This is a genomic window from Clostridioides sp. ZZV14-6009 (assembly GCF_020658095.1).
GTDB lineage: Bacteria > Bacillota > Clostridia > Peptostreptococcales > Peptostreptococcaceae > Clostridioides.
This window is the reverse complement of sequence record NZ_JAGWDG010000027.1, coordinates 1-21392: the sequence shown is the minus strand read 5'-3', so window position 1 is coordinate 21392 and position 21392 is coordinate 1. Positions and strand designations below refer to the sequence as shown.

General features: G+C 27.0%; 26 protein-coding genes and 1 pseudogene. 9 read left to right on the top strand and 18 right to left on the bottom strand.

The genetic code is table 11. The features are described 5' to 3' along the window. Nucleotides 1-10: 10 nt before the first annotated feature. The 7 genes from KGF36_RS19040 to KGF36_RS19010 all read right to left on the bottom strand — a co-directional run bounded on the left by KGF36_RS19040 (nt 11) and on the right by KGF36_RS19010 (nt 4867). Nucleotides 11-571 (bottom strand): zinc-ribbon domain-containing protein, encoded by a 561-nt coding sequence (locus tag KGF36_RS19040; RefSeq protein ID WP_227828546.1) that lies wholly within the window; start codon nt 569-571, stop codon nt 11-13. Nucleotides 572-715: 144 nt separating this feature from the next. Then, nucleotides 716-1345, bottom strand: a complete 630-nt coding sequence (locus tag KGF36_RS19035) for a hypothetical protein (RefSeq protein ID WP_227828545.1) — start codon at nt 1343-1345, stop codon at nt 716-718. Between the two features lie 653 nt (nt 1346-1998). Then, nucleotides 1999-2160 (bottom strand): type I toxin-antitoxin system toxin, encoded by a 162-nt coding sequence (locus KGF36_RS19030; protein WP_227828544.1) that lies wholly within the window; start codon nt 2158-2160, stop codon nt 1999-2001. A gap of 260 nt (nt 2161-2420) precedes the next feature. Continuing rightward, entirely contained in the window at nt 2421-2744 is a 324-nt protein-coding gene (locus tag KGF36_RS19025; protein ID WP_227828543.1) for a DUF6054 family protein, read from the bottom strand. Between the two features lie 35 nt (nt 2745-2779). Then, nucleotides 2780-3034, bottom strand: a complete 255-nt coding sequence (locus KGF36_RS19020) for a hypothetical protein (protein ID WP_227828542.1) — start codon at nt 3032-3034, stop codon at nt 2780-2782. A 392-nt stretch (nt 3035-3426) separates the two neighbouring features. Continuing rightward, the gene (locus KGF36_RS19015; protein WP_227828541.1) at nt 3427-3888 is read right to left on the bottom strand and encodes a methyltransferase family protein; all 462 of its coding nucleotides are present in this window, start codon (nt 3886-3888) and stop codon (nt 3427-3429) included. Nucleotides 3889-3976: 88 nt separating this feature from the next. Continuing rightward, a complete protein-coding gene (locus tag KGF36_RS19010; protein WP_227828540.1) occupies nt 3977-4867 on the bottom strand; it encodes an MBL fold metallo-hydrolase in 891 nt (296 codons plus the stop codon). A gap of 147 nt (nt 4868-5014) precedes the next feature. On the opposite strand from KGF36_RS19010, the gene KGF36_RS19005 reads away from it, so the two are divergent. The 3 genes from KGF36_RS19005 to KGF36_RS18995 all read left to right on the top strand — a co-directional run bounded on the left by KGF36_RS19005 (nt 5015) and on the right by KGF36_RS18995 (nt 7865). Further along, nucleotides 5015-5875: a YitT family protein gene (locus tag KGF36_RS19005; protein WP_227828539.1), complete on the top strand. Its 861-nt coding sequence runs from the start codon at nt 5015-5017 to the stop codon at nt 5873-5875. Between the two features lie 800 nt (nt 5876-6675). Beyond that, nucleotides 6676-7242, top strand: coding sequence for a TerD family protein (locus tag KGF36_RS19000; RefSeq protein ID WP_227828538.1), 567 nt, complete (start codon nt 6676-6678; stop codon nt 7240-7242). A gap of 41 nt (nt 7243-7283) precedes the next feature. After that, nucleotides 7284-7865, top strand: a complete 582-nt coding sequence (locus KGF36_RS18995) for a TerD family protein (RefSeq protein WP_227828537.1) — start codon at nt 7284-7286, stop codon at nt 7863-7865. 281 nt (nt 7866-8146) lie between these two features. Here KGF36_RS18995 and KGF36_RS18990 read toward each other — a convergent pair whose 3' ends face one another. The 3 genes from KGF36_RS18990 to KGF36_RS18985 all read right to left on the bottom strand — a co-directional run bounded on the left by KGF36_RS18990 (nt 8147) and on the right by KGF36_RS18985 (nt 9376). Beyond that, on the bottom strand, nt 8147-8368 hold the full coding sequence (locus KGF36_RS18990; RefSeq protein WP_227828536.1) for a hypothetical protein: 222 nt from the start codon (nt 8366-8368) through the stop codon (nt 8147-8149). A gap of 300 nt (nt 8369-8668) precedes the next feature. Then, nucleotides 8669-8800 carry a hypothetical protein gene (locus KGF36_RS20315; RefSeq protein ID WP_255611846.1) on the bottom strand — a complete coding sequence of 44 codons (132 nt, stop codon included), beginning with the start codon at nt 8798-8800 and terminating at the stop codon, nt 8669-8671. A gap of 87 nt (nt 8801-8887) precedes the next feature. Beyond that, nucleotides 8888-9376, bottom strand: a complete 489-nt coding sequence (locus tag KGF36_RS18985) for a class I SAM-dependent methyltransferase (protein WP_413926894.1) — start codon at nt 9374-9376, stop codon at nt 8888-8890. A 689-nt stretch (nt 9377-10065) separates the two neighbouring features. Between KGF36_RS18985 and KGF36_RS18980 the strand changes: the two genes are divergently transcribed. Genes KGF36_RS18980 through KGF36_RS18970 form a run of 3 tightly spaced genes read left to right on the top strand, consistent with a single transcriptional unit; the run spans nt 10066 to nt 12143 of the window. Next, the gene (locus tag KGF36_RS18980; RefSeq protein WP_227828535.1) at nt 10066-11418 is read left to right on the top strand and encodes a sensor histidine kinase; all 1353 of its coding nucleotides are present in this window, start codon (nt 10066-10068) and stop codon (nt 11416-11418) included. After that, nucleotides 11411-12004 (top strand): accessory gene regulator B family protein, encoded by a 594-nt coding sequence (locus tag KGF36_RS18975; protein WP_227828534.1) that lies wholly within the window; start codon nt 11411-11413, stop codon nt 12002-12004. Before KGF36_RS18980 ends, KGF36_RS18975 begins: the two co-directional genes overlap by 8 nt. A 1-nt stretch (nt 12005) precedes the next feature. Next, the gene (locus tag KGF36_RS18970) at nt 12006-12143 is read left to right on the top strand and encodes a cyclic lactone autoinducer peptide (RefSeq protein WP_227828533.1); all 138 of its coding nucleotides are present in this window, start codon (nt 12006-12008) and stop codon (nt 12141-12143) included. Nucleotides 12144-12230: 87 nt separating this feature from the next. On the opposite strand, the pseudogene KGF36_RS18965 reads toward KGF36_RS18970, so the two are convergent. The 5 genes and pseudogenes from KGF36_RS18965 to KGF36_RS18945 all read right to left on the bottom strand — a co-directional run bounded on the left by KGF36_RS18965 (nt 12231) and on the right by KGF36_RS18945 (nt 15506). Then, a pseudogene (locus KGF36_RS18965) lies at nt 12231-13027 on the bottom strand (N-acetylmuramoyl-L-alanine amidase). A 70-nt stretch (nt 13028-13097) separates the two neighbouring features. Continuing rightward, entirely contained in the window at nt 13098-13283 is a 186-nt protein-coding gene (locus KGF36_RS18960) for a phage holin family protein (protein ID WP_227828532.1), read from the bottom strand. A 119-nt stretch (nt 13284-13402) separates the two neighbouring features. Beyond that, nucleotides 13403-13969, bottom strand: a complete 567-nt coding sequence (locus tag KGF36_RS18955; RefSeq protein WP_227828531.1) for a hypothetical protein — start codon at nt 13967-13969, stop codon at nt 13403-13405. Between the two features lie 447 nt (nt 13970-14416). After that, nucleotides 14417-14692 (bottom strand): heavy metal-binding domain-containing protein, encoded by a 276-nt coding sequence (locus KGF36_RS18950; protein WP_227828530.1) that lies wholly within the window; start codon nt 14690-14692, stop codon nt 14417-14419. 226 nt (nt 14693-14918) lie between these two features. Next, nucleotides 14919-15506, bottom strand: coding sequence for a LysE family transporter (locus tag KGF36_RS18945; RefSeq protein ID WP_227828529.1), 588 nt, complete (start codon nt 15504-15506; stop codon nt 14919-14921). 107 nt (nt 15507-15613) lie between these two features. On the opposite strand from KGF36_RS18945, the gene KGF36_RS18940 reads away from it, so the two are divergent. Beyond that, complete coding sequence (locus KGF36_RS18940) at nt 15614-16501, top strand: LysR family transcriptional regulator (protein WP_227828528.1); 888 nt, start codon at nt 15614-15616, stop codon at nt 16499-16501. 125 nt (nt 16502-16626) lie between these two features. Here the strand turns inward: KGF36_RS18940 and KGF36_RS18935 are convergent, their stop codons facing one another. Then, nucleotides 16627-17532: a LysR family transcriptional regulator gene (locus tag KGF36_RS18935; RefSeq protein ID WP_227828527.1), complete on the bottom strand. Its 906-nt coding sequence runs from the start codon at nt 17530-17532 to the stop codon at nt 16627-16629. Nucleotides 17533-17659: 127 nt separating this feature from the next. On the opposite strand from KGF36_RS18935, the gene KGF36_RS18930 reads away from it, so the two are divergent. Both KGF36_RS18930 and KGF36_RS18925 read left to right on the top strand, forming a co-directional pair. Further along, nucleotides 17660-19291 carry an FAD-dependent oxidoreductase gene (locus KGF36_RS18930; protein ID WP_227828526.1) on the top strand — a complete coding sequence of 544 codons (1632 nt, stop codon included), beginning with the start codon at nt 17660-17662 and terminating at the stop codon, nt 19289-19291. 2 nt (nt 19292-19293) lie between these two features. Further along, nucleotides 19294-20241, top strand: coding sequence for a 4Fe-4S dicluster domain-containing protein (locus tag KGF36_RS18925; RefSeq protein WP_227828525.1), 948 nt, complete (start codon nt 19294-19296; stop codon nt 20239-20241). A gap of 422 nt (nt 20242-20663) precedes the next feature. Here KGF36_RS18925 and KGF36_RS18920 read toward each other — a convergent pair whose 3' ends face one another. Together KGF36_RS18920 and KGF36_RS18915 are read right to left on the bottom strand one after the other, a co-directional pair. Then, nucleotides 20664-20927 (bottom strand): DUF1883 domain-containing protein, encoded by a 264-nt coding sequence (locus KGF36_RS18920; protein WP_227828524.1) that lies wholly within the window; start codon nt 20925-20927, stop codon nt 20664-20666. Between the two features lie 105 nt (nt 20928-21032). After that, nucleotides 21033-21278 carry a hypothetical protein gene (locus KGF36_RS18915; protein ID WP_227828523.1) on the bottom strand — a complete coding sequence of 82 codons (246 nt, stop codon included), beginning with the start codon at nt 21276-21278 and terminating at the stop codon, nt 21033-21035. Nucleotides 21279-21392 lie beyond the last annotated feature (114 nt).

Genomic DNA, 21392 nt, shown 5'->3' with positions numbered 1-21392 from the left:
TGTTTATTATTTATGCCCAAAACTGTTTACCACAGCTCAAACATGTAACTCTAACTTTCTTTGCTCCTAAATTTCCAGCTACTAAACCTATTCCACCAGTTAGACTCGCTCCTACTACTGCTTTCCCTATGCCAAAACCTTTTTTATGTGCTGATAGAGATGTTGAACCACACTTAGGGCAACGAGCTATTTTTTCTTTTTCTATTTTTTCCTCTTTGGCTCTTCTAATTTTTGACATATCATCTTCTTTTTTTCTTTTTTCTTCAAGCATCTCAGAATTTTCAGCATAATATTTTTGATATGGCTCTTCTAATATTTTTCTACAATCTTCCAAATTTATTCCAGTTAATTCCTTCAACCTTCTAATAGAAGATGCTTTTATAAAACTTGTTTCTCGCATTACATGTTGTAAATCAATACCTTTTAAATCATATTCTTTTTCTTCGATGATGCTTTCATCTGCAATCTTTATATCAAATATTTTTGTTCCACATTGACTGCAAAATTTACTTTCTTTCAGACATTTCGTGCCACATTCACTACAAAATATATATTCTAATGTATCATTCATAGTACAATATCCCCCATATAATATTTTATAGGATTATTATACTATATAAGTAAAATTTTTACATCATAATCACCTCCTTTCAATAAAAAAGCACCTACCATTTAAGTAAGTGCCTCATTTTTGTTTTAAGTCCACATTAAATCTTTATTCAAATTTTATTTTCCCTAACTCTATCCAGTTTTCTTTGTAAAGTTCAGGATATCTCTTTTTTGAATCTTCTTCAGATGCTCCATTATCTCCATAATTTATTGCTTCTTCTAAATTCGTATAATTTGTTAGATTGTATTTTAATACAACTTCTTTAACATTCATCTTCTTTTCAGTTAATATTTTAACTTGTGCATCAAATTTATCATGTGCTGGAACTTCTTTATTATCTAACTTATCAGTCACTTTTATATCTTTAATTTTTTTATCCCAATCTGTACCATCTGCATTCCATCCAGCTTCAAACAGTTTTACAGGTTTATCGGTTGTATTTTCTACAGTTACATTTACAACCTTATATTCATAATCAGCAGCCTTTTTTGCATCTGACCCTACACCGAAATACTCGCCATTTTTATTAGGAGTTCCATCTTTATCATAATCGCCTTTCATTTCTTCTTTTGAAACACCTTTAACTGTAATTCTAATTCCATCTATTTCATTTGGGTTAGACTTTTTTTCTATCTTAGGTACATCATCGTAGTCTTCATTATCATCATTTGAGGAACATGCAGCTACTCCCATACTTAGTAAACATAATATTACTAATAAAAAATATCTTTTCATTCTCTAAATCCTCCATATTTTTTTATTTTATAATATATTTCAACATAAAATATGGGTTTACCTTTATTTTAGTTAAATATCTCTAGCAATACAACACAAATCCTTTTCTGTAAGTTCTATGTCTTTATTCATTCAATCACCTCTATTTTATTACATAACAAAAGCACCTACCATAAAAGTAAGTGCTTCCTTTTTTATTTAGTTTTTATCTACATTGTTAATGTAAAACATAAATTTACAACTGTAGTCAAGTTGGTTACAGTTGAATTTACTTAATATAAAATCCCTAGTTACTTATAAATTGAATTAAGAGTACATTTCTTTACATATCACTTAGTTAATATAATACTAGTAATGTAATTTGAGTTTTGACCATGTTCCCAAAACGGGAATATGCTATCATTTCAAATATTTTATATAAGCAACGAAATTCAAGCAAAAAAATACCTACTCATTTATAGATACCTTATAAATTAATAGTTCTATAATAAAGTTTTTATTATTTGTTATAAAAATTTCATATTTTTATTGACTATAAACAATATTTTATATAAACAACGTTTTATTTATAAAATATTGTGGTATAATAAAAACAAGAAGAACTACAATCTATTTAGCGGTAGAGTGAAGTTCATAATTTTAAAAAATATAAATTATTTAAATTTGCGGAACTTTATTTTAAAATCAAGTTCCCAGCCACTTTTACTCTTGCCACGAGTTGAGTGGCTTTTTACTTTTATAAATACTTTACAAATTAAGCAAAATATTAAACTAGCAATAACGCCAGCTATTACATTAAGTAAAAAGTTATTCATACTTCCCACCTCCTTTCATTAGGAAGTAGGTTTTATCCCAGTATGAACTCCACTCTATAAATTGTAGATTACATCTTCTTGCTAAAATTATTATAACATATAATTCTTACATATTTTTCCTATATATTACTTTTTATTTTATATTTTTTCAATAAAAAGCACCTACTGTAAAAATAAGTGCTTTCTATGTTTATTTAATTTTATTAATTAATAGGTTGATACAAATTCTATACCAACCTAAGAATATCTACATAAAACAATTAAATAATATAATCAATAAGTATTTTTTTTACTCTTTTAATCAAATTACCACCTGTTCCCCAATCAATCTGAAGTAGCCCAATTGCACTACCAGTTGAGGTGATTTTAACAAGTGTTTTTCCTGTAGTATTTTCACAAATCACTACCAAACCTGCATCACTATTACTTCTTGCATAATATTTTTCAAATATTGTAACTATTATAGACTTATCATTTTCCAAGTTATAAATATCAACAGAAACTAAATCTGCATCAAAATTTTCTTTTATAATCTTTTGAGCTTCTAGTGGTGTCATCTTTACACTAAATACATCTCTTGCCATATCATTCATCACATCCTAAATAAAAATGTACTCTTTTAGTATTTTCTAGCACTTTTATCAAACAGTATTCCTATTCCTCCTAATAAAGCCAATATAGAACCAAAATTTCTATATTGTGAAATAGATTGTTCTAAATATATATTATATTGGTTGGTATCCATCGTTCCACCATTTTGTTGCATAATACGTTCTACACTAAATTGCCCAAGACCTATACAGCAAAATAACACTATTATTCCAATTACAAAAGCAAATATACATATTGTAAGTTTAAGATTCTTATTTTCCATAAATACACCTCTCATAATTTAGATTTATTTGTTGTTTTTACTTGGTTATATATTATCTACATTAAACTATTAAAAAGAAATAGAGTCAAAGCCAAAGTTGATATACCTATTTTTTTACTGAATTTTTTGAACTTTTTATTCATAATCCCTACTATTTCCCCCTTCTTATAATTAATTATTTTTTTAATTTTTATAAATTTACCTCTTTATTTACAAATTATAGCATAATTTTATAATTAAATAGCTATTCTCTTAAAATTATTTAATATAAAAAAGCTGTATTTCTATTTATTAATTAATAGTCAAGTAAGTAATAAATAGAAATACAGCTTAAAATATTCGACTTTTTACCAAGGTTATTTCATCTGATTAATAAACTAGAAATTTACACTTTACCAAATATAAGGTATAATACGATATTTCGTTTTTTGACAATATTCCTTATATCCATCAAGTTCAGCACTAAGTAACTTCTCTTCATCTAATATCCGAAACACAATTATTATGCATAAAGTAATTGCAGCAATCATTCCCCACCATGAATTCAGTGCTAGAGGTGTAAAAAGTATAATTAATATAGCACCTAGATACATAGGATGTCGCACAACTGAATATGGTCCATCAGTAATCACTTTTTGATTACTCATAACAGTTATAACTTTTGATGTAAAGGAATTGTATCGAAAAACAAAGAATACAATTATAAATCCAATTAAAATAAGTACATCTGATATTATTGTCAAAATAAGTGGAATACTAGACCAAGCAAAGCGGTTATCTAGAGCTGGTACTCCTAGCAATCCAAATAAGAAAAGAAATCCAGCAATACTTTGACCAAGTATTTGTTGTGGCAATTTGATGGCAAATTTTATTTTTATCTCTTTTTTTCGAAGATACTTGTATTAAAATATTTTTATTGCATAGTTTGATATTTTTCAGTATTTATACAGCCTTTATCATCATCTTGCCACCATCAAATACATATTCAACCATATTGTGTTCATATAAATATGTTATATAAGAACGTATTGTACTACCAACTAGAACGTATTGATTAGCATCTAATTTAACGTTGTACACATCACACATTTTTTCAATGACTTCATCAATCATAATTGGTTCACAACAAACCTTTTTAATATTAGATATTATCTCTTCCATCTTTTCTTTATTGACATCAATTAAATCTTGTATACTTGTAGTCTTGACAGAGTGACTTGGAACAAAAAAATCTGCATCAAGAGTTTTCATTTTTTCTAACGTTTTAAATTGTAAATCTATATCCAATAAAAAAAAGAAATGATATTTACTAATTATATTTTCTGGTGTAAGGCTATCTGCAACAAACAAAACATTATCTGGAGTTCTAACACCAATCATTTCAAAATAATGACCAGGAAGAGAAATCGCTTCAAGTTCTGTATCTAAAATTTTCCCATTTGAAGGTATAATATAATCAACTTCACTCTCTTTTGCTAATAAAAATTTATTTTTTAATGCTTTACTTGGATACCCTCCATACAAAAATGCTGATTCTAATATTGGATTTTCTGTAAAGTATCCTTCTATTTTAGTTGTAGCAATCTTGCATTTTGTTTGATTTTTCAAATATGCATTCCCTCCTATGTGGTCTGCATTTGAATGAGTGTTTATTATTAGTTTAGGATTTAAATTATGCTCCTCTAATAGTCTAAGAACTTGTCTGGCTGTATCTTTGTTATTTCCACTGTCAATTAAAATTGCATTATTTCCATCTACATATACACCTACTATTGTAGGAAGTGGGATATAATATGTATTTCCTTCTATATGTTCTAAAGTCAGTTTAGCCATTTTATAACCTCCCTTAAATTTATTTTTAATTATAGCATTAATTTTCAGAAAATTCCAATCAAATTATTTTTATAATATGTTTTTATTTTTTTTATTAAAAATTGGAAAAACTATATGATATATATTATAATCTATATATAAGGAGTGATGTTATTGAAAAAAGATAGAATAACTTTTTCAGAAATTTTAATATTAATTGTAGGCTGTATATTAATGGCAATTTCTCTTAACATGTTTTTTAATCCACATGCAATTGCTGCTGGTGGTATAACAGGTCTTGGAGTTGTTTTAAATTCATTATTTGGTGTACAACTTTGGATTGTCAATTTACTTTTAAATATACCTCTATTCATATTTGCTTACAGAATACTTTCAAAGAAAGATTGCTTTAAAACAGTCTTAGGTATAATTTTTCTTACTATAGCACTTAAAGTTACTGCAAATATGACTACACTAGATATTACAAATGATATGTATCTTGCAATTATATCTGGTTCTATTTTAATGGGAGTTGGTCAAGGCCTTATTTTTAGAATAAATGGCTCTACAGGTGGAACCGATTTGATGGCACTCCTATTAAATAAATATTTTCCTACACTTAGTATCCCTGTTTTGATGGGTATTGTCGACTGTGTTGTAGTAGTACTATCGGGAATAGTAAATAGACAAGTTGAGATTGCACTTTATTCAACTGTAGCACTATACATTTTAGTAAAAATTAGTGACTTACTTATTGAAGGATTTAATTATTCAAAATCATTTACTATTATATCTGACCTTTCATCAGACATAAGTAAAAGAATAATGGAAGATTTAGATAGAGGCGCAACTATTCTAAAAGGCGAAGGTGCTTATACTGGAGAAAATAAAAATGTACTTTTGGTTGTAGTTGAGAAAAAAGAAGTTGTTGAACTAAAAAAATTAGTGAAAAGTGTCGATCCTAATGCATTTATAATAATTACAGATATACATGAAGCTTTAGGAAATGGATTTAAAAAAATAGAATAATCACAAAAACAAATAGCAAGCATAAATTTCAGATATAAAAAACTTATATTTTTATATTTGAAAATTGTGCTTGCTGTTTTTCATACAATAAACAATCAAAAAATACACCACTTAGATTTAATTTTAAATTTATCTCATTGTGCTAAATTTGCATTATTTATTAGTTTAATATCTATATTTTATATACTTTCCTATCAATATAAATTTAAAATAGATTAATTACATTGACACAAATCTGTATAAAATATATGTTAAATTATCTACTACTATAATAAGTAATTGTAATTTACATATAAATTACGATTACTTATCTATAAATTTCTTTTTTATCTTACTATCAATGATAGGTATAGGAATTATCATCCCAATTATACTGATTAAAAGATTAATCAAACTTAAGTATTCAGGTCTAATTTTTATAAAAATTTTATTCAAACATACAACAATTACTAAAAATAATCCTATAATAATCCATATATATCTCCCAACTTTATATAAATTTCTATACATATAATCTTATCTACAAACTACAAGTTTTTATAATTATTATTCTCCATTATATCATTTATTGAATTTTTTAACAATTAAACGAAATATAAACTTAAACACCTATGCAATTACTAATTATAAAGTATTTTAAAATTACACAAGACCTATATTTATGGATTATAAGATATTTATATAATAAATGATTCATAAATATAGCCAAATTGGTCTAAATATGTATATAATAAAAATAATATGATGATTATATTTAACACTGTCAATAAAACTAAAAATATTAAAAAGGAGAACTTAAAATGAGTGTTAATTTACAAAAAGGACAAAGAGTAAGTTTAGTAAAAGATGCTAATCCTGTAAAAAATTTAGTTGTAGGATTAGGGTGGGATATGAACAAACTAGGTAAGAAAAACTATGATTTAGATGCATTTGCAATAGCATTAACTAATGAAGATAAAATGAAATCATCAAAAGACTTAGTTTATTTTGGACATCTTAAACATCCTTCTAAATCTATCATACATACTGGTGATAACTTAACTGGAAGAGGCGAAGGAGACGATGAACAAATAAATGTTAATTTAGGTGAGATACCTGAATATGTACACAAAATAGTTTTTGGAGTTTCTATATACAGAGCTAAAAAAAGAAATCAAGATTTTGGCCAGATGAATAATTCTTTTATAAGGCTAGTTGATTCAAATTCTAGACAAGAATTATTTAAATATAACCTTCAAGAAGACTTTTCTGGTAAAGTAACAGTTTTGGCAGGCGAAATTTATCGCAGAAATGAAGAATGGAAATTTAATGCCCTAGGAATTGGTCAAAATGAAGAGCTTCATGAATTAACTGATATATATCGTTAATACTAACTATAATAAAAAATTTATAAAAGGAGTTGTTTTAAATGGGTATAACTTTAGCAAAGGGACAAAAAGTAAGTTTAACAAAAACTAACCCAGGTCTTAAAAAAGTAATGGTAGGATTAGGATGGGATACTAATAAATATGATGGTGGTTTTGATTTTGATTTAGATGCTTCTGCATTTTTAACTGGAGCTGATGGTAAGGTAACAAATGATGGAGATTTCATATTCTATAATAATTTAAAACATGCTTCTGGAGCAGTTGAATACATGGGAGATAATAGAACAGGAGTTGGAGATGGTGATGATGAGCAAATAAGTGTTGACCTATCTAAAATACCACAAAACATTGCAAAGATATCATTCACTGTTACTATAAATGAAGCTACTACAAGAAGACAAAACTTTGGACAAGTTGAAAATTCATATATAAGAATTTATAATGAAGAAACTAATGAAGAGCTTATCAAATATGAATTAGGTGAAGATTTTAGTATAGAAACAGCAATAGTGGTTGCAGAGTTATATAAACATAATGAAGAATGGAAATTCAATGCCTTAGGTTCTGGTTTTGAAGATGGTCTTTCAGGATTATGTGGAAATTTTGGTGTTAATATAGGCTAATAAGTAATTTAAAATAAAAAGGATATTTTTAAGTTATATTAAATTGATTTGTTAATTTAAAAAAAATACAAGTATTTAAAAAGTTTTCAAAATACTCTTTGACCATATAATACTTAGTAAAAAAATAGAAATGTGCTATTAGCACAACTCTAATAAGTATGTTTTCTGTTTTTAAGATTTGTCGTAGGATATTTACGTATTCTACGGCTTTCTTATGCGTAAATCTTATCAACAAAATTAAAGTACAAATATCCAATTTACCACAAATACAGTATCCTCATTCAGAATAATCCACTTAGAGTTGTCTTGGTCTTTTTTGTAGCTGTAGTAGAATTGTGAAAACCATACTTTCTACGTATTTGCTGAGTATCTAATCTTGCTGATGGTATCTTTCGTATTATCCTACAAACTCGTCTTCTTAGCTTAAATGTTAGTAGAGTACCATAACCTTCTCGTTTTGCTGTAATATTAAAATAACTCTTTCCTTTTGTTTTCGCATTCATGTTTTATTGTGTCAAAATTTTTATCATATTCCTATTTTAAAATATAGTCACTAATCTACCTCATCAATCACGATTTTAGAAAGTGGTGAAAAAAATGAGAAGATAAATTATAAATAAGTTACTTTGATGAAAATAAGGAGAACAAAAACCAAGTGGCATTCCTTTGACAGAATCCTATCAGGATGAACAATATATCACTACTTTTCTTCCAAAGCCTAAATACATTTCCACAATTTATACATATTTTTATAAATAACAACAAAGGTAGTATCTATTTATTTATAAATACTACCTTTTAATCTATTCATCTTCTTCTTGATAACTTTTTATCCATTCTTCTAATACTTCCATTTTATAGCCACTTAAATCTTCTTTCTCATATAGTTTTGTATAATAAACATATATCTTATTTCTTGAATATATCAATCGCATGACTCGTAATACCCACTAAATCTTCACGCTCACAAGTAGCAAAGTGATATTTCAAATACAATTCAAATATTTCATCGTCCATAGCATCTACTGCTTCACGCATAAATAAGGAACAGCATAGTGCAGTCTTGATACATCAAATACAGACATCAAATCGTCGATGTTTTCTTTACGTACAAGTTCAAGTAAATCCTTTGGCTGGGACTTGGTAGCAAATGTTTTGGAATCAAGCAATCCATTTTTAATATATTCGGCGACACTGATATTACCACGCTTGAACCCTTCGTCAAATAGACAACCATCAGATATGACATACGCGGCAAAAACTACGCCTCCCTGTTTTGTTACACGAATTGCTTCGTGCAAAGCTTGTTGATTATCTTCTGTGCTATAAATATGATACAGCAGACCTAACAGTAATATAACATCATATTGATTGTCTGAAAAAGCAGACAAATCCATAGCGTTACCCTGAATAATAGTTATATTTTCATCTGGTTGAGTATTTTGATGGAAAATCTCTATATTATGTTCAACTAATTCTACCGCATCAACGGCATATCCCTGACGTGCCAGCGAGTAAGTATTGGTTTGTTTCCATATTGCCCACCTTTCTATATTGGAAAATATAAATACTCTACTGTGCGCATTGTTCGACTAATGCGAACAAATACAACTCAATTTTCTTTCATTCTAATACATGCCAGTGGAAATGTCAAATGGCTCATTTCGTATCACTGTGCATAAGCCTTTTATTCATTCGGATACCATCTTACCTTTTGCAGATTGGACAGCTCATAAAAAAATGTAATCTCCATCGGCTTTTCTAGCTGGAAAAAGGAGTAAATAACCGCTGAACTTTACTATATCATATAATTTATGTTCTTAAGAAGAACGATTTGAATCGATTTTAAAATATGTTGAGTAATGCTCTTGATAGTTTATGCATTAATGAATTACAAAAAAGAAACACATCTATAAAAAATATGCTTTTGTTATATATTAATGAAATTTTCTAATACAGCTATAACATGTCTTATATTTTAGCATGGTAGTTTTTGTTCATTTTATTAGTACAACTTCTACTATAGTTTTATGTGTTTCTATTAATAACCATGTATATATCAAAAATTTTATACATATTTACACATATATAGTTAATATTTAACAACATTATCCCTAACTAATATATTTTATGATATAATTATTATAAATTTTCAAACCGTTTTTATATATAAAATTTATTAGTTATGGAGATTACTACAATGTTAAATATATCATTTTTAATTACACTTTTATCCTCTATTATAGAAATTTGGGTATGTAAAAAAGTATTTGATTATACAAGTAAAATAAAAACAAATTCAATGAAATTAAATATTTCTTTTTTAATTGCTGTTTTTGTTCTTATTTTTATTTTTTATTTAAATATTGACCCTAATATTAGAGTTTTGATATGTATTATTTCAACTTATAGTATTTACAAATTCAATTATAGAGTTAACTTTACTAAATGCCTAATAGTTGTATTTTCCTATTGGATGTTGTTAATAGGAATTGACGCATTAACTATGTCATTAACATTGTTTATAAATAATTTGGATAGTATGAATATCTTGTTAGAAGAAAATTTTTACAGATATGAATGCTTATTTATATCAAAAGTATTCTTATTTTTTATGCTATTTATCTACAAAGTTTCTTTCAACAGTGTAAAAATTGGCAAAAAGGAAATTTATTTATCTATTCCAATAGTAAGTAATTTGATATCCTTTATTATATTCTATAAATGTATTTTTTCATTTATAAATATTTCTTCTTCTACAAAATTTGATATTATGATTATGGCATTATTATTAACAGCATCAAATATAGCACTAATTGTTGGCATAATAAAAATGCTAAGAGATAATAAAAAATATCTTGAATTATTGAAATTACAAGAAAAAACAAATCTTGAACATAATTATTATCAAAATGTAAAAAATAACTATATAAAAACAAAAGAATTATATCATGATATGAAAAACCATATTATCTGTATAAAAGAAATGAGTAAAAATAATTACGATACTTCAAACTACATAAAAAATCTTGAAAAAAAGCTTGATGAATATAATAATATGTTTGATACAGGAAATATAGCACTTAATATTATACTCAAAGAAAAAAAGGAGCTTTGTATAAAAAAAGAAATCAGATTTATAACTGGTATAGATTTTTCTCAATGTAATTTTATCAATGAAGAAGATGTCTGTTCCATATTTGCAAATGCTATAGATAATGCAATTGAGGCTTGTGATAAAATAAAGAAAGGAAACAAAAGTATTTCATTACAGGGAAGATTAATAAATAATTTTTTTGTAATAAAAATTAGTAATACTAAATCCAATGTTATTATAGAAAAAAAGAAGAATTTCATTACTACCAAAAAAAATAAAGAATTTCATGGACTAGGAATAAAAAGTATAAAAAATACTTTAGAAAAATATGCTGGAACAGCCACTATAGAATTTACGGATACTATGTTTTCTTTAAATATATTAATACCACTTAATAATCCTTATTCAAATAATAGTGACATTACTAAAATGACAGAAAGTAAATCTTATGATTAAGTTTTTTTCTGACAAAGTATCCTATTTCTTTAGTTCAAAACAAATAATAAATGAAAATGATTTAGAAATATGTTCCTATGGATTACAAATCATATTTTCTCTATGTATAAATACTACAATATCATTACTAATAGGTTTATTATTAAATAAAATTATTTATACTATAATATTTTTAGTATCTTTTTGTTCAATAAGACAGTTTTCTGGAGGATTTCATGCAAAAAGTAACAGATTATGTATTATTACTTTTACTAGCATCTTTTCTCTATCTATGGTTTTTGGAATCGAATTAAACAAACTTAATACTTTCCCTATATATGTTATGTTGATATCTACTTTAAGCTTTTTATGTATATATTTACTTGCTCCAGTTTGCCATGTTAATAATCCATTGAATAAAAATAGATATAAAAAAAATAAATTTTTTTCTAGAGTTATATCTATAATTCTATTTATAATAATTCTTATAGGTTGTGTCTATACTTTTATTTATAACTACATTATATATATTTCCTTAGCTTTATTTTGGGTAAGTTTATTATTAATTATACAAATATCTATAAATATAAAAAACAAGGAGTTATAATATGAATAAAATTTTATGTAAATTTATGAAATTATTTGGAAGTGTAGCTATAGCTATAGCTTTCATATCTGCAAATACGACATCAGTATGGTATATTAACCAACCAGAAATGCCCAAAAGTTTAAAAGATAAACTATAAAAAACTAAAAAATAAGAACTTATTTAAATACTTAATTAATAAGTTCTTATTTTTCTATACTTTCATATGGATTTATTATAAAAACCTCTAACTCAATAATTTTTCTTTTACAAACTCTCTAGCTCTATCTATTATTGACCACACATCACTATCATATATCTGAGTAAATTTTTCTCCTGTAATCTTACTCAAGTCTTTAGCTTTATTGCAAGTTACTCCACCAATTACATACAGATTTTCTGTTTAGTGCGGTTTATACTCTTTTATATCTGTTACTAGATAACTTTCTTTTGCTCTTTTATAATATAGCGCTAAAATATCTGCTGATACTTTATAATCATCAGAATAAACTATTGTATGTTTATATATCTGCTTAACTACCTTATTACTTATAGTTTTATTTAATGTACCTTCTCCATGCTTTCATATCCAAGTTTCCTTGCTTACTCATAATCATCTTTATTATCACAAAAAAACTTTCAATTAATACTGATATATACTTTGAACTATTTAAAATATATAAACTTTTATCTAATTTAGCACCTCTATTTTTAATTCTTACATATTCTAGTTGCATACTCTAGACATTTATTACTATAATATAGAACCTCTGAACTTTCTCCTTGACCATCACTTGCATTTAAATGTAGTTGTCATATCCTTCACTATTAACTCTAGGTATTTTAAGATTTTTTATCACTCTTAGTTTTAAACTATCTTTCAGGACATATTATTACATCTACTTTATATCCTTCTTTTATGAATGTATCTACTAATACTGATGCCAATGACTTATTATATTGATATTCGTTAATCACTTCATCAGTGAAAGTAGATGCCCCATTTTTTAAAATACTGTGTCCTACTGTCATACATATTTTCATTATTTATTTTCCTCCTTTAACTGCTTGTAAGTTTGATTTATACCTATTGATATGCCACACAAATTACACCTTATAAGACTGCATCAGCATTTAATTCTAACATCCATACTAAGAAACCTACTCCAAGTATTAGTAATATAACTGGAATATACTTATTATATAATTGCTTATATTTCTTAAAACCAAACCTTAAAACATTAAGAGCAACCACTAATAAAAGCAGTTGCTCTGGTATAAAACTTATTAAATTATTCATTTTTATCCCCTGCAAAGTATAAAATTCAACTTCAATGGTCAATATCCTTCAAAAATTATTCCACAGTTACAAAATAATACAAACTTTCACTAAAAAAAGAACTCTTGTTATTGAGTTCTTTAATACGCTTTTATGGGTATCCTAAATTCTTTTGTTTCCATATTATCAGCTGATAATACTACTTCTATATACGCTTCTTTTTTAAGCATAACACAATTTTTAAAATTAAATTGTTCTATTCTAAAATTTATTCCTTTATGAATTGTAGTATTATCTTTTGGGTGCCATCTAAGCTCTTTATTTATTTGTTCAAAATTATTATTTTCTCCAATATCTACTTCCATATTAATAAATTTCAAACTTAATATAGGGCTTTTTGCAACAATAGTACTTTTATTTTCTATTACAAAATCAACTAAGTTGTTACTATGAATTTCGGCATAAACATTAGATTTATCATCTATCTTATTTGAATTAAGTCTAATATATCCATTACCATTTTCATAATAATCACCAGCCATATTATTCTCATTATTTCTTCTATATTTTAATATCAATTTGGCTTGTTTATTAGATTCCATAAAAGCCATAATTGATATAATTAAGGCTGCTATTGCTGCAAATGATGCAATTACAGAAATTATATTTACATAGTTACCAAGAAATTCATTAAACTGATTGAGCATATCTTTTTCTCCTTAAAAACATTCCTTTATCTTATTATAGTTGTATAATATTTTTTACATTTATTTTTAATTTATTACACAAACTTCTTGTATAAAAAAAGACCATCTATAAAGATGATTCTCTAGACTAAGTATCTATGTTTTTGTTTATACTCTGTAACAGCATCATTTCATGCATCTTGCTCTCTTATTCCCTTTTCTCTAGCAATTCTTTGTGCTATATTTCTAACTAATTCAGCACTTTTTAATATTCCTATACTAACCACTTCCTTATCTCTATTCTACATTATACCATATAATAGAGAATAAAGCTAATTCCTATTAAGTTCTGTTACTCTATTTCATAAATTCAAAAACTTAATCTCATAACATATTTACCATTCTCATTTTAATTTATTGTATAAAAAAAGACCATCTACTAAGATGACCTTTTAACTTAATCTATTTTTATAAAGTTTTTACAGCAGTTCCATATGCAAATATCTCAACAACCTGTTTTTTACTTGCAAATCCATCTGCTACAGCAATACGATATTCAAATTGACAATTAATTATAGCATTTCCACCTAACTGTTCACATTTTTTCTTTAATTGTTCCTTTACTCCTTTAAATGCTGAGTTTGGGTCTGCACTTCTAAAAATACCTTCCTTATGAGAGTCTATTGCAAATATAGCATCTATAACCCCATATTCTTCTTTAATATCTCCAGTACTTATAATCATATTTATATCCTCCAATACCTTTTTCTTTAATAGTAGTCTAAATTATATGATATTTCAACAAAATCAATAATACTTTTCTACTACCTTAAAAAATTTAAAAAACCAGCTTACTGAAAAACTAACCTTTCCAAAAGAGGAGATGCTAATAGTATAAATCTAAAATTATGATTATAAAATTTAGAACGGTTAAACTTTCTAAATTTACTTACAATTTTTATGTAAAAAGTTATGCCAAAATTAACTTTAATGCACTCCAAACAAGTATCAGTGCCATAGTAATGTTAAACACCCTATAATATCTGTTGATATATTTTTTCAAAAATCCTCCTGCTAGAGCCCATGTTATGGTTCCAGAAATTCCTACAATAGAACTACAAATAGCAGTTACCAATAAAAATACAATCGACTTTGACACAGGAATTACATATCCCATATAAACAGTGATACCATACAAAATAATTTTGACATTGACAAATTGTAGAATAAATCCTGACCAAAAAGATTTTGTTTGTGTTTTATTTTCATCATTTGGTCTACTCTTCGCAACATGAATTGCCAAATAGATAATATATACAGCTCCTATGTATTTCATGGTATCAATTAATGTTGGAATAAACTTTGACAATCCAAAACATCCTAAAGCGCATATAATCATAACACACACAAATCCAGCACTAATACCTATAATCATTGATTTTCCTTTTTGCCATCCATTATTACTTATTGTATTTAATGCAAGAATGTTATTTGGCCCTGGTGTAAAACCTGTTACAAAAGCATAAGGTAAAAAAGATAATAAAATTTCACTCAACACTTGTAATCACACTCCTTTTATATTATAATACTTTAAATTAAATATTTAAACAAATCGAAATATTTAAAGTTATACTTTAAAATTATTGAACTATACAGGAGGAAAACATGTATATTAAATACCTGCAAACTTTTAAGACTATTGTTGAAGAAGGTAGCTTTTCAAAAGCAGCAGACAAACTGAATTACACACAATCAACAATAACTTTCCAAGTACAACAGTTAGAACAGGAATTATCTGTACATCTTTTCGAAAAAATTGGAAGAAGGATGGTGTTGACTAAGATAGGAGAAAATCTAATCCCATATGTTAATGAAGTGCTCTCTTCATTTGATAAAATGAAAAACTTTGGTACAGACCTTTCTGAACTACGAGGGGATTTACATATTGCAATCGCCGAAACATTACTTTGTTATAAAATACCTACAATACTAAAACAGTTCCATGACCTTGCACCAAATGCTCGCTTGTTTCTTCGCTCAATGAATTGTTATGATATAAGAGATTCATTACTATCAGGAAGTATTGATTTGGGACTATTTTATCAAGACATTGGTGGAATTGGAAATTCTATTTATACCTATCCAGTTGGAGAATACTCACTTACATTAGTGTCTTCACCAAAGATAAAAAATCAGTTTCCAGATTTTATTACTCCAAATCAACAATTAAAAATACCATTTATAATAGATGAGAATAACTGCATTTTTAGACAGATATTTGAGACATATTTACGAGAAAAGGATATTACTTTAGACCATACAATTGAACTTTGGAGTATCCCAACAATTAAAAATTTAGTGAAAAATGATATGGGTATATCTTATCTCCCCACATTTACGATAGAAAGTGAAATTAAATCAGGAGATTTATGTGAAATTAAAACAGATTTAAGTAGTAAAACTATCACAGCTGTATGTGCACATCATAAGAATAGATGGATTAGCCCTCTTATGCAGTTATTTATTGATTTAGTTACTGCAAATGAAAAATAGTAAAACAATAAATATATAAAAAAAATAAATATGACATAATTAACCACTCAACTTCTCAATTTAAAACTTTGTAGTTATAAATATGCTTTAGATATGAAAAAGAAGGTAACAACTATACTTAGTTGCTACCTCCTAATCTTCTTTCTCATTTCTTTTTTCCCAAACTCTACTGAAATATCAAAAAATGATGATATATTCTCAGTAAAAAACTTATTTTTATGATATGCAATATCAAATGTTCTGCATAAGTTAATGCCTTCAATATCACAAGACCATAAAAGATTTTTCTTTAAGTAATCTTCAACAAGAAGTTCAGATATAACAGCAATACCAAAATTATCTGTAACTGCTCTCAGGATAGCTTCAGAATTATAACATGACCATCTAATATTCATTGGTATTTTTAATTCTTTCAATTGATTTTCTAGTTGCGCTCTTGTTCCACTTCCCAGTTCACGCATAATTAATGGCTGGTTTGAAAGCTCTGAGACTTTTACTGAATCTCGATTGTAAAATTTATGCTTATTGGAACATACAAGTACAAGATGGTCCTTAATAATGCTTTTTACCACAATATCTGGATGATTAATCTTACCTTCTACAATTGCAATATCTAATTCACTATTAAGTAATTTTTTTACAATTAAGCTTGTATCTTCAACAAACACTTCAGGTTCTACTAAAGGGTTTCTTTTATATAACTCTAATATTATTGGACTTATTACACAAGTACCAACAGTTACTGTTGCTCCAACTCTTATTCGAATATTTTTAGCACAATGTTTCATACAATCAATCATCTCTTCATTTATAGATAAAAGATGCTTTCCATATCCTAGAAGCTTTTTTCCTGCTTCAGTTAAGTATAGTTTTTTTGAAATTCTATCAAATAATTTAACTCCATACTCTTTTTCTATTTCCGAAATAGCTTGACTAACCGACGACTGCGTAATATACATATTTCTTGCAACTTCACTCATTTTACCACATTCAGCAACCCTTACAAATATCTCCAAGCTACGAATAGTCATATTATCACGACCTTACCAAATATTAGTAAATACTTATGATTTTATTAACATTTTAGTATTTTACAAATACATTGTCAAGAACTATAATTTTAGCATAGAGTTATAAAAAGGATTGGAGTGTGATATTGTGAAAGTATTAATTATAGGTGGAGTTGCTGCTGGAACAAAAACTGCTGCAAAAATAAAACGTGAAATGGGTGACAATTGTTCTGTTACAATCCTAAATAAAGGCGAACATATTTCTTATGCAGGCTGTGGCTTACCATATTATGTTGGTAAGGTTATTGAAGATAAATCTTCTCTAATTGTAAATACACCTGAAAGCTTTTCTAAACTAACAGGAGCAGAAGTTCGCTGTGGAGTTGAAGTTACATCTATTGATAGAAAATCAAAACAAGTAATTTTGAAAAAGATTTCAACAGGAGAAGAAGAAACTATCAGTTATGATAAACTTGTAATTGCCACAGGAGCAGACCCAATAAAACCACCAATACCTGGAATCGACTTATCTGGAGTATTCTTCATGCGTACTCCAAATGATGCGATAGCATTAAGAGATACTGTGGAAGATGGAGTCAAGAGAGCTGTTGTTATTGGTGGAGGCTTTATTGGTCTTGAAATTGCTGAAAATCTTTCTGCTATGGGCATACGTGTAAGTGTTATTGATATGGCTGAACATGTTATGCCTGGATTTGATACCGACTTTGCTGAATATGTTGAAAATCATATGGCTGATAAAGGTATCATGATTTTCACAGGCGACCAAGTTATAGGTATTGAAGGTGAAAATAAAGTAGAAAAACTTCGTACCAAAAATAGAGTTATTAAAACAGATTTAGTGGTTATGTCAGTTGGAATTCATCCTAATACAGCCTTTTTAAAGAATACGGATTTAGAATTTGCTCCAAATAAAACACTTATAGCAGATGAATTTATGCTTACAGCAGATGAAAATATATATGTAGTTGGAGATTGTGCTTATGTAAAAAATGCTTTGACAAATAAATCTACATGGTCACCTATGGGTTCATCTGCAAATCATGAAGGTAGAATTTGTGCTCAAAATATAGCCGGAAAATCTAAAACTTATAAAGGTGTTCTTGGAACAACTGTAGTCAAATTACCAGAGCTTAATGTAGGAAAAACAGGCTTAAGCAAAGAATCAGCTAAAAAAGAAGGTTATGATGTTTGCTCTGTTACTATAGCTACTGATGATAAGGCTCATTATTATCCTGGTGCATCTAATTTTATAATAAGAATGGTTGCTGAAAAACATACTAGAAAGTTATTAGGTGTTCAAGTTATGGGCCCTGGTGCAACTGATAAGATAGTAGATATAGCTGCTACTGCAATAACTTTAGGAGCAGATCTTTATTCATTAGAAAGTATGGACCTTGCATATGCACCACCTTTCTCAACAGCTATTCATCCTTTTGTAGTAGCAGTAAACGTGTTACAAAATAAACTCGATGGAGATCTTGATAGTGTTTTACTTGATGAAATTGAAGATTTTGATAGCTGGACTAAACTTGATGTTTCAAAAGTTCCTTCTATTCCTAACCTACGTTATTTACCGGTTGGTGAAATTAATGGAGAAATTGAAGGTCTTTCTAAAGATGAAAAGATTCTTCTTATATGTGCAAAAGGTAAAAATAGCTACATGGCTCAAAATCGTTTGAGACGTTTTGGTTATACAAATACAAAAGTCCTTGAAGGTGGAATACTATTTTATCCAAATCTTAAAGTAATGGAGGATTAATTATGAATAATATTACAGCAGAACAAAAAAAGGAATTAAAAGGTAGAGGTTTTTTACCAAGTAGGGATGGAGAACATTTTGCTGCACGTATAATAACTGTAAATGGTGTAATTAACACATCACAAACAAAAAAGATTGCTGAGGCTGCCGAAAAATTTGGAAATGGTCAAGTAGCATTTACTACTAGATTAACAGTAGAGTTACCTGGTGTAAAGTTTGAAGATATTGAAGCTTTAAGTGAATTCATTGCCAGTGAAAATTTAATCACAGGTGGAACAGGTTCAAGAGTTCGTCCTGTTGTAGCATGTAAAGGAACTGTTTGTGTTCATGGGTTAATTGACACACAAGCACTAGCTGCTGAAATTCATCAAGAATTTTATAAAGGTTGGTATGATGTAAAATTACCTCATAAATTTAAAATTGGTGTTGGTGGATGCCCTAATAATTGTATTAAACCTGACTTAAATGACCTCGGAATTGTCGGTCAACGTGTACCTGATTATGACCCTGAAATATGTGTTGGATGCAAAAAATGTTCTGTTATGGAAGTCTGTCCTGTCAAAGCAGCTAAATTAACAGATAAAGGAAAGCTTGAAATAGATAATAATTTATGTAATAACTGTGGTAAATGCATAGAAAGTTGTAATTTTGACAGTATTGAAGAAAAAGAATCTGGCTACAAAATATACATAGGAGGAAAATGGGGCAAATCTGTTCGCCCTGGAACACAAATTGATAAACTATTTTCAAAAGAGGAACTTATGACTTTAATTGAAAAAGCTCTTCTTTTATTTAGAGAACAAGGTAAAACAGGTGAACGTTTTGGAATTACTATTGACCGAATTGGTGTTGATAAATTTATAGAAATGCTTTTATCAGATTCTGTATTGGAAAGAAAACAAGCTATACTTGATGCTCCTTTACATCTTAAAGGTGGAGCTCAGTGTTAATAATACGTATTTTAAATTTAATTTTTAAAAGCATATTTAGTGTATATAAACAACCTATATAAAAATAATAGATTAGTTATATGCCAGATAGATATAGATACAAAGGATTTGTAAATATACATTCTTAATGCATCTTTATAAATCCTTTCTTTATCAAAACTGTATACTTATTTTATTCTAATTATATAAAAATATATAAGAACTAAAAAGAGTTAATAAAAGTAATAACCATTTTATATTCATATTTTTATTAACTTTATATACTTTATTAATGAATATATCTATATCAAATTCGTAATTATTGATTTAATTTATATTTATATATATTAACACTCTTTTCAATATTTGTTTATATAACTTTATATATAAACCATGACACAATAAAAAGACCTAGATATTAATCCAAGCTCTTTAGTATTAAATTAATTTTGAATTGTATTAATTGAAAAGTTTACTATACCACTATTTCCGTTTTCATTTACAACCAGATACCAAGTTCCTGTATTAGGAACTTTCATTCTGCATGGAGTTTTCTTGGCAAATCCACCGTAGTAATCATAGTTTCTTTGATTTTTAAATTTAACATAATTTATATGATCTAATAATATCACATTAGCTTGTTTCTCCAAATTTACTTCTACAATATCTCCTTTTTTCAGATGCATCTTACTATAACTATATTCCATTTAATTAACCCTCCACAATTGAATAACTTTTCTCATTTATTACATATTAGTCCTCTATATCTGAAAATTTATTTAAAATATTATAAATACTATATAATTACATTCTTAACCAGCTCTAACCTTATCTACTACAATCCAAAGTTTATTTAAAATATTATTAGCAACAATTTTTCCATCCCATATTGCTTTTTCATCCTTATTTTCTAATAGAGCATAATATCCAGAGTCAGAACTTTCATCTTTATAGATTGTAACACAAAATTCTTCATCACTATATCCAGGTCTATCTTTAAAGTCTTCAGATATTTTACATTTTATTATATATCCTTCTAATTCTTCCTCTATAAACAAATTAATTCCTCCAATCTCTATATTTTTACTAATTATACCATATTATGTCATAATCTATGTATTTTATAGTAAATTTCTATTTTTTCTTTATTTTATAAGAGCATTATATAATTT

Bases quoted from the DNA above. Each gene is read 5' to 3' on its own strand.
- KGF36_RS19040 (WP_227828546.1), bottom strand. From the start codon at position 571: ATGAATGATACATTAGAATATATATTTTGTAGTGAATGTGGCACGAAA.
- KGF36_RS19035 (WP_227828545.1), bottom strand. From the start codon at position 1,345: ATGAAAAGATATTTTTTATTAGTAATATTATGTTTACTAAGTATGGGA.
- KGF36_RS19030 (WP_227828544.1), bottom strand. From the start codon at position 2,160: ATGAATAACTTTTTACTTAATGTAATAGCTGGCGTTATTGCTAGTTTA.
- KGF36_RS19025 (WP_227828543.1), bottom strand. From the start codon at position 2,744: ATGGCAAGAGATGTATTTAGTGTAAAGATGACACCACTAGAAGCTCAA.
- KGF36_RS19020 (WP_227828542.1), bottom strand. From the start codon at position 3,034: ATGGAAAATAAGAATCTTAAACTTACAATATGTATATTTGCTTTTGTA.
- KGF36_RS19010 (WP_227828540.1), bottom strand. From the start codon at position 4,867: ATGGCTAAACTGACTTTAGAACATATAGAAGGAAATACATATTATATC.
- KGF36_RS19005 (WP_227828539.1), top strand. From the start codon at position 5,015: ATGTTATTGAAAAAAGATAGAATAACTTTTTCAGAAATTTTAATATTA.
- KGF36_RS19000 (WP_227828538.1), top strand. From the start codon at position 6,676: ATGAGTGTTAATTTACAAAAAGGACAAAGAGTAAGTTTAGTAAAAGAT.
- KGF36_RS18995 (WP_227828537.1), top strand. From the start codon at position 7,284: ATGGGTATAACTTTAGCAAAGGGACAAAAAGTAAGTTTAACAAAAACT.
- KGF36_RS18990 (WP_227828536.1), bottom strand. From the start codon at position 8,368: ATGAATGCGAAAACAAAAGGAAAGAGTTATTTTAATATTACAGCAAAA.
- KGF36_RS20315 (WP_255611846.1), bottom strand. From the start codon at position 8,800: ATGCGATTGATATATTCAAGAAATAAGATATATGTTTATTATACAAAA.
- KGF36_RS18980 (WP_227828535.1), top strand. From the start codon at position 10,066: ATGTTAAATATATCATTTTTAATTACACTTTTATCCTCTATTATAGAA.
- KGF36_RS18975 (WP_227828534.1), top strand. From the start codon at position 11,411: ATGATTAAGTTTTTTTCTGACAAAGTATCCTATTTCTTTAGTTCAAAA.
- KGF36_RS18970 (WP_227828533.1), top strand. From the start codon at position 12,006: ATGAATAAAATTTTATGTAAATTTATGAAATTATTTGGAAGTGTAGCT.
- KGF36_RS18960 (WP_227828532.1), bottom strand. From the start codon at position 13,283: ATGAATAATTTAATAAGTTTTATACCAGAGCAACTGCTTTTATTAGTG.
- KGF36_RS18955 (WP_227828531.1), bottom strand. From the start codon at position 13,969: ATGCTCAATCAGTTTAATGAATTTCTTGGTAACTATGTAAATATAATT.
- KGF36_RS18950 (WP_227828530.1), bottom strand. From the start codon at position 14,692: ATGATTATAAGTACTGGAGATATTAAAGAAGAATATGGGGTTATAGAT.
- KGF36_RS18940 (WP_227828528.1), top strand. From the start codon at position 15,614: ATGTATATTAAATACCTGCAAACTTTTAAGACTATTGTTGAAGAAGGT.
- KGF36_RS18935 (WP_227828527.1), bottom strand. From the start codon at position 17,532: ATGACTATTCGTAGCTTGGAGATATTTGTAAGGGTTGCTGAATGTGGT.
- KGF36_RS18925 (WP_227828525.1), top strand. From the start codon at position 19,294: ATGAATAATATTACAGCAGAACAAAAAAAGGAATTAAAAGGTAGAGGT.
- KGF36_RS18920 (WP_227828524.1), bottom strand. From the start codon at position 20,927: ATGGAATATAGTTATAGTAAGATGCATCTGAAAAAAGGAGATATTGTA.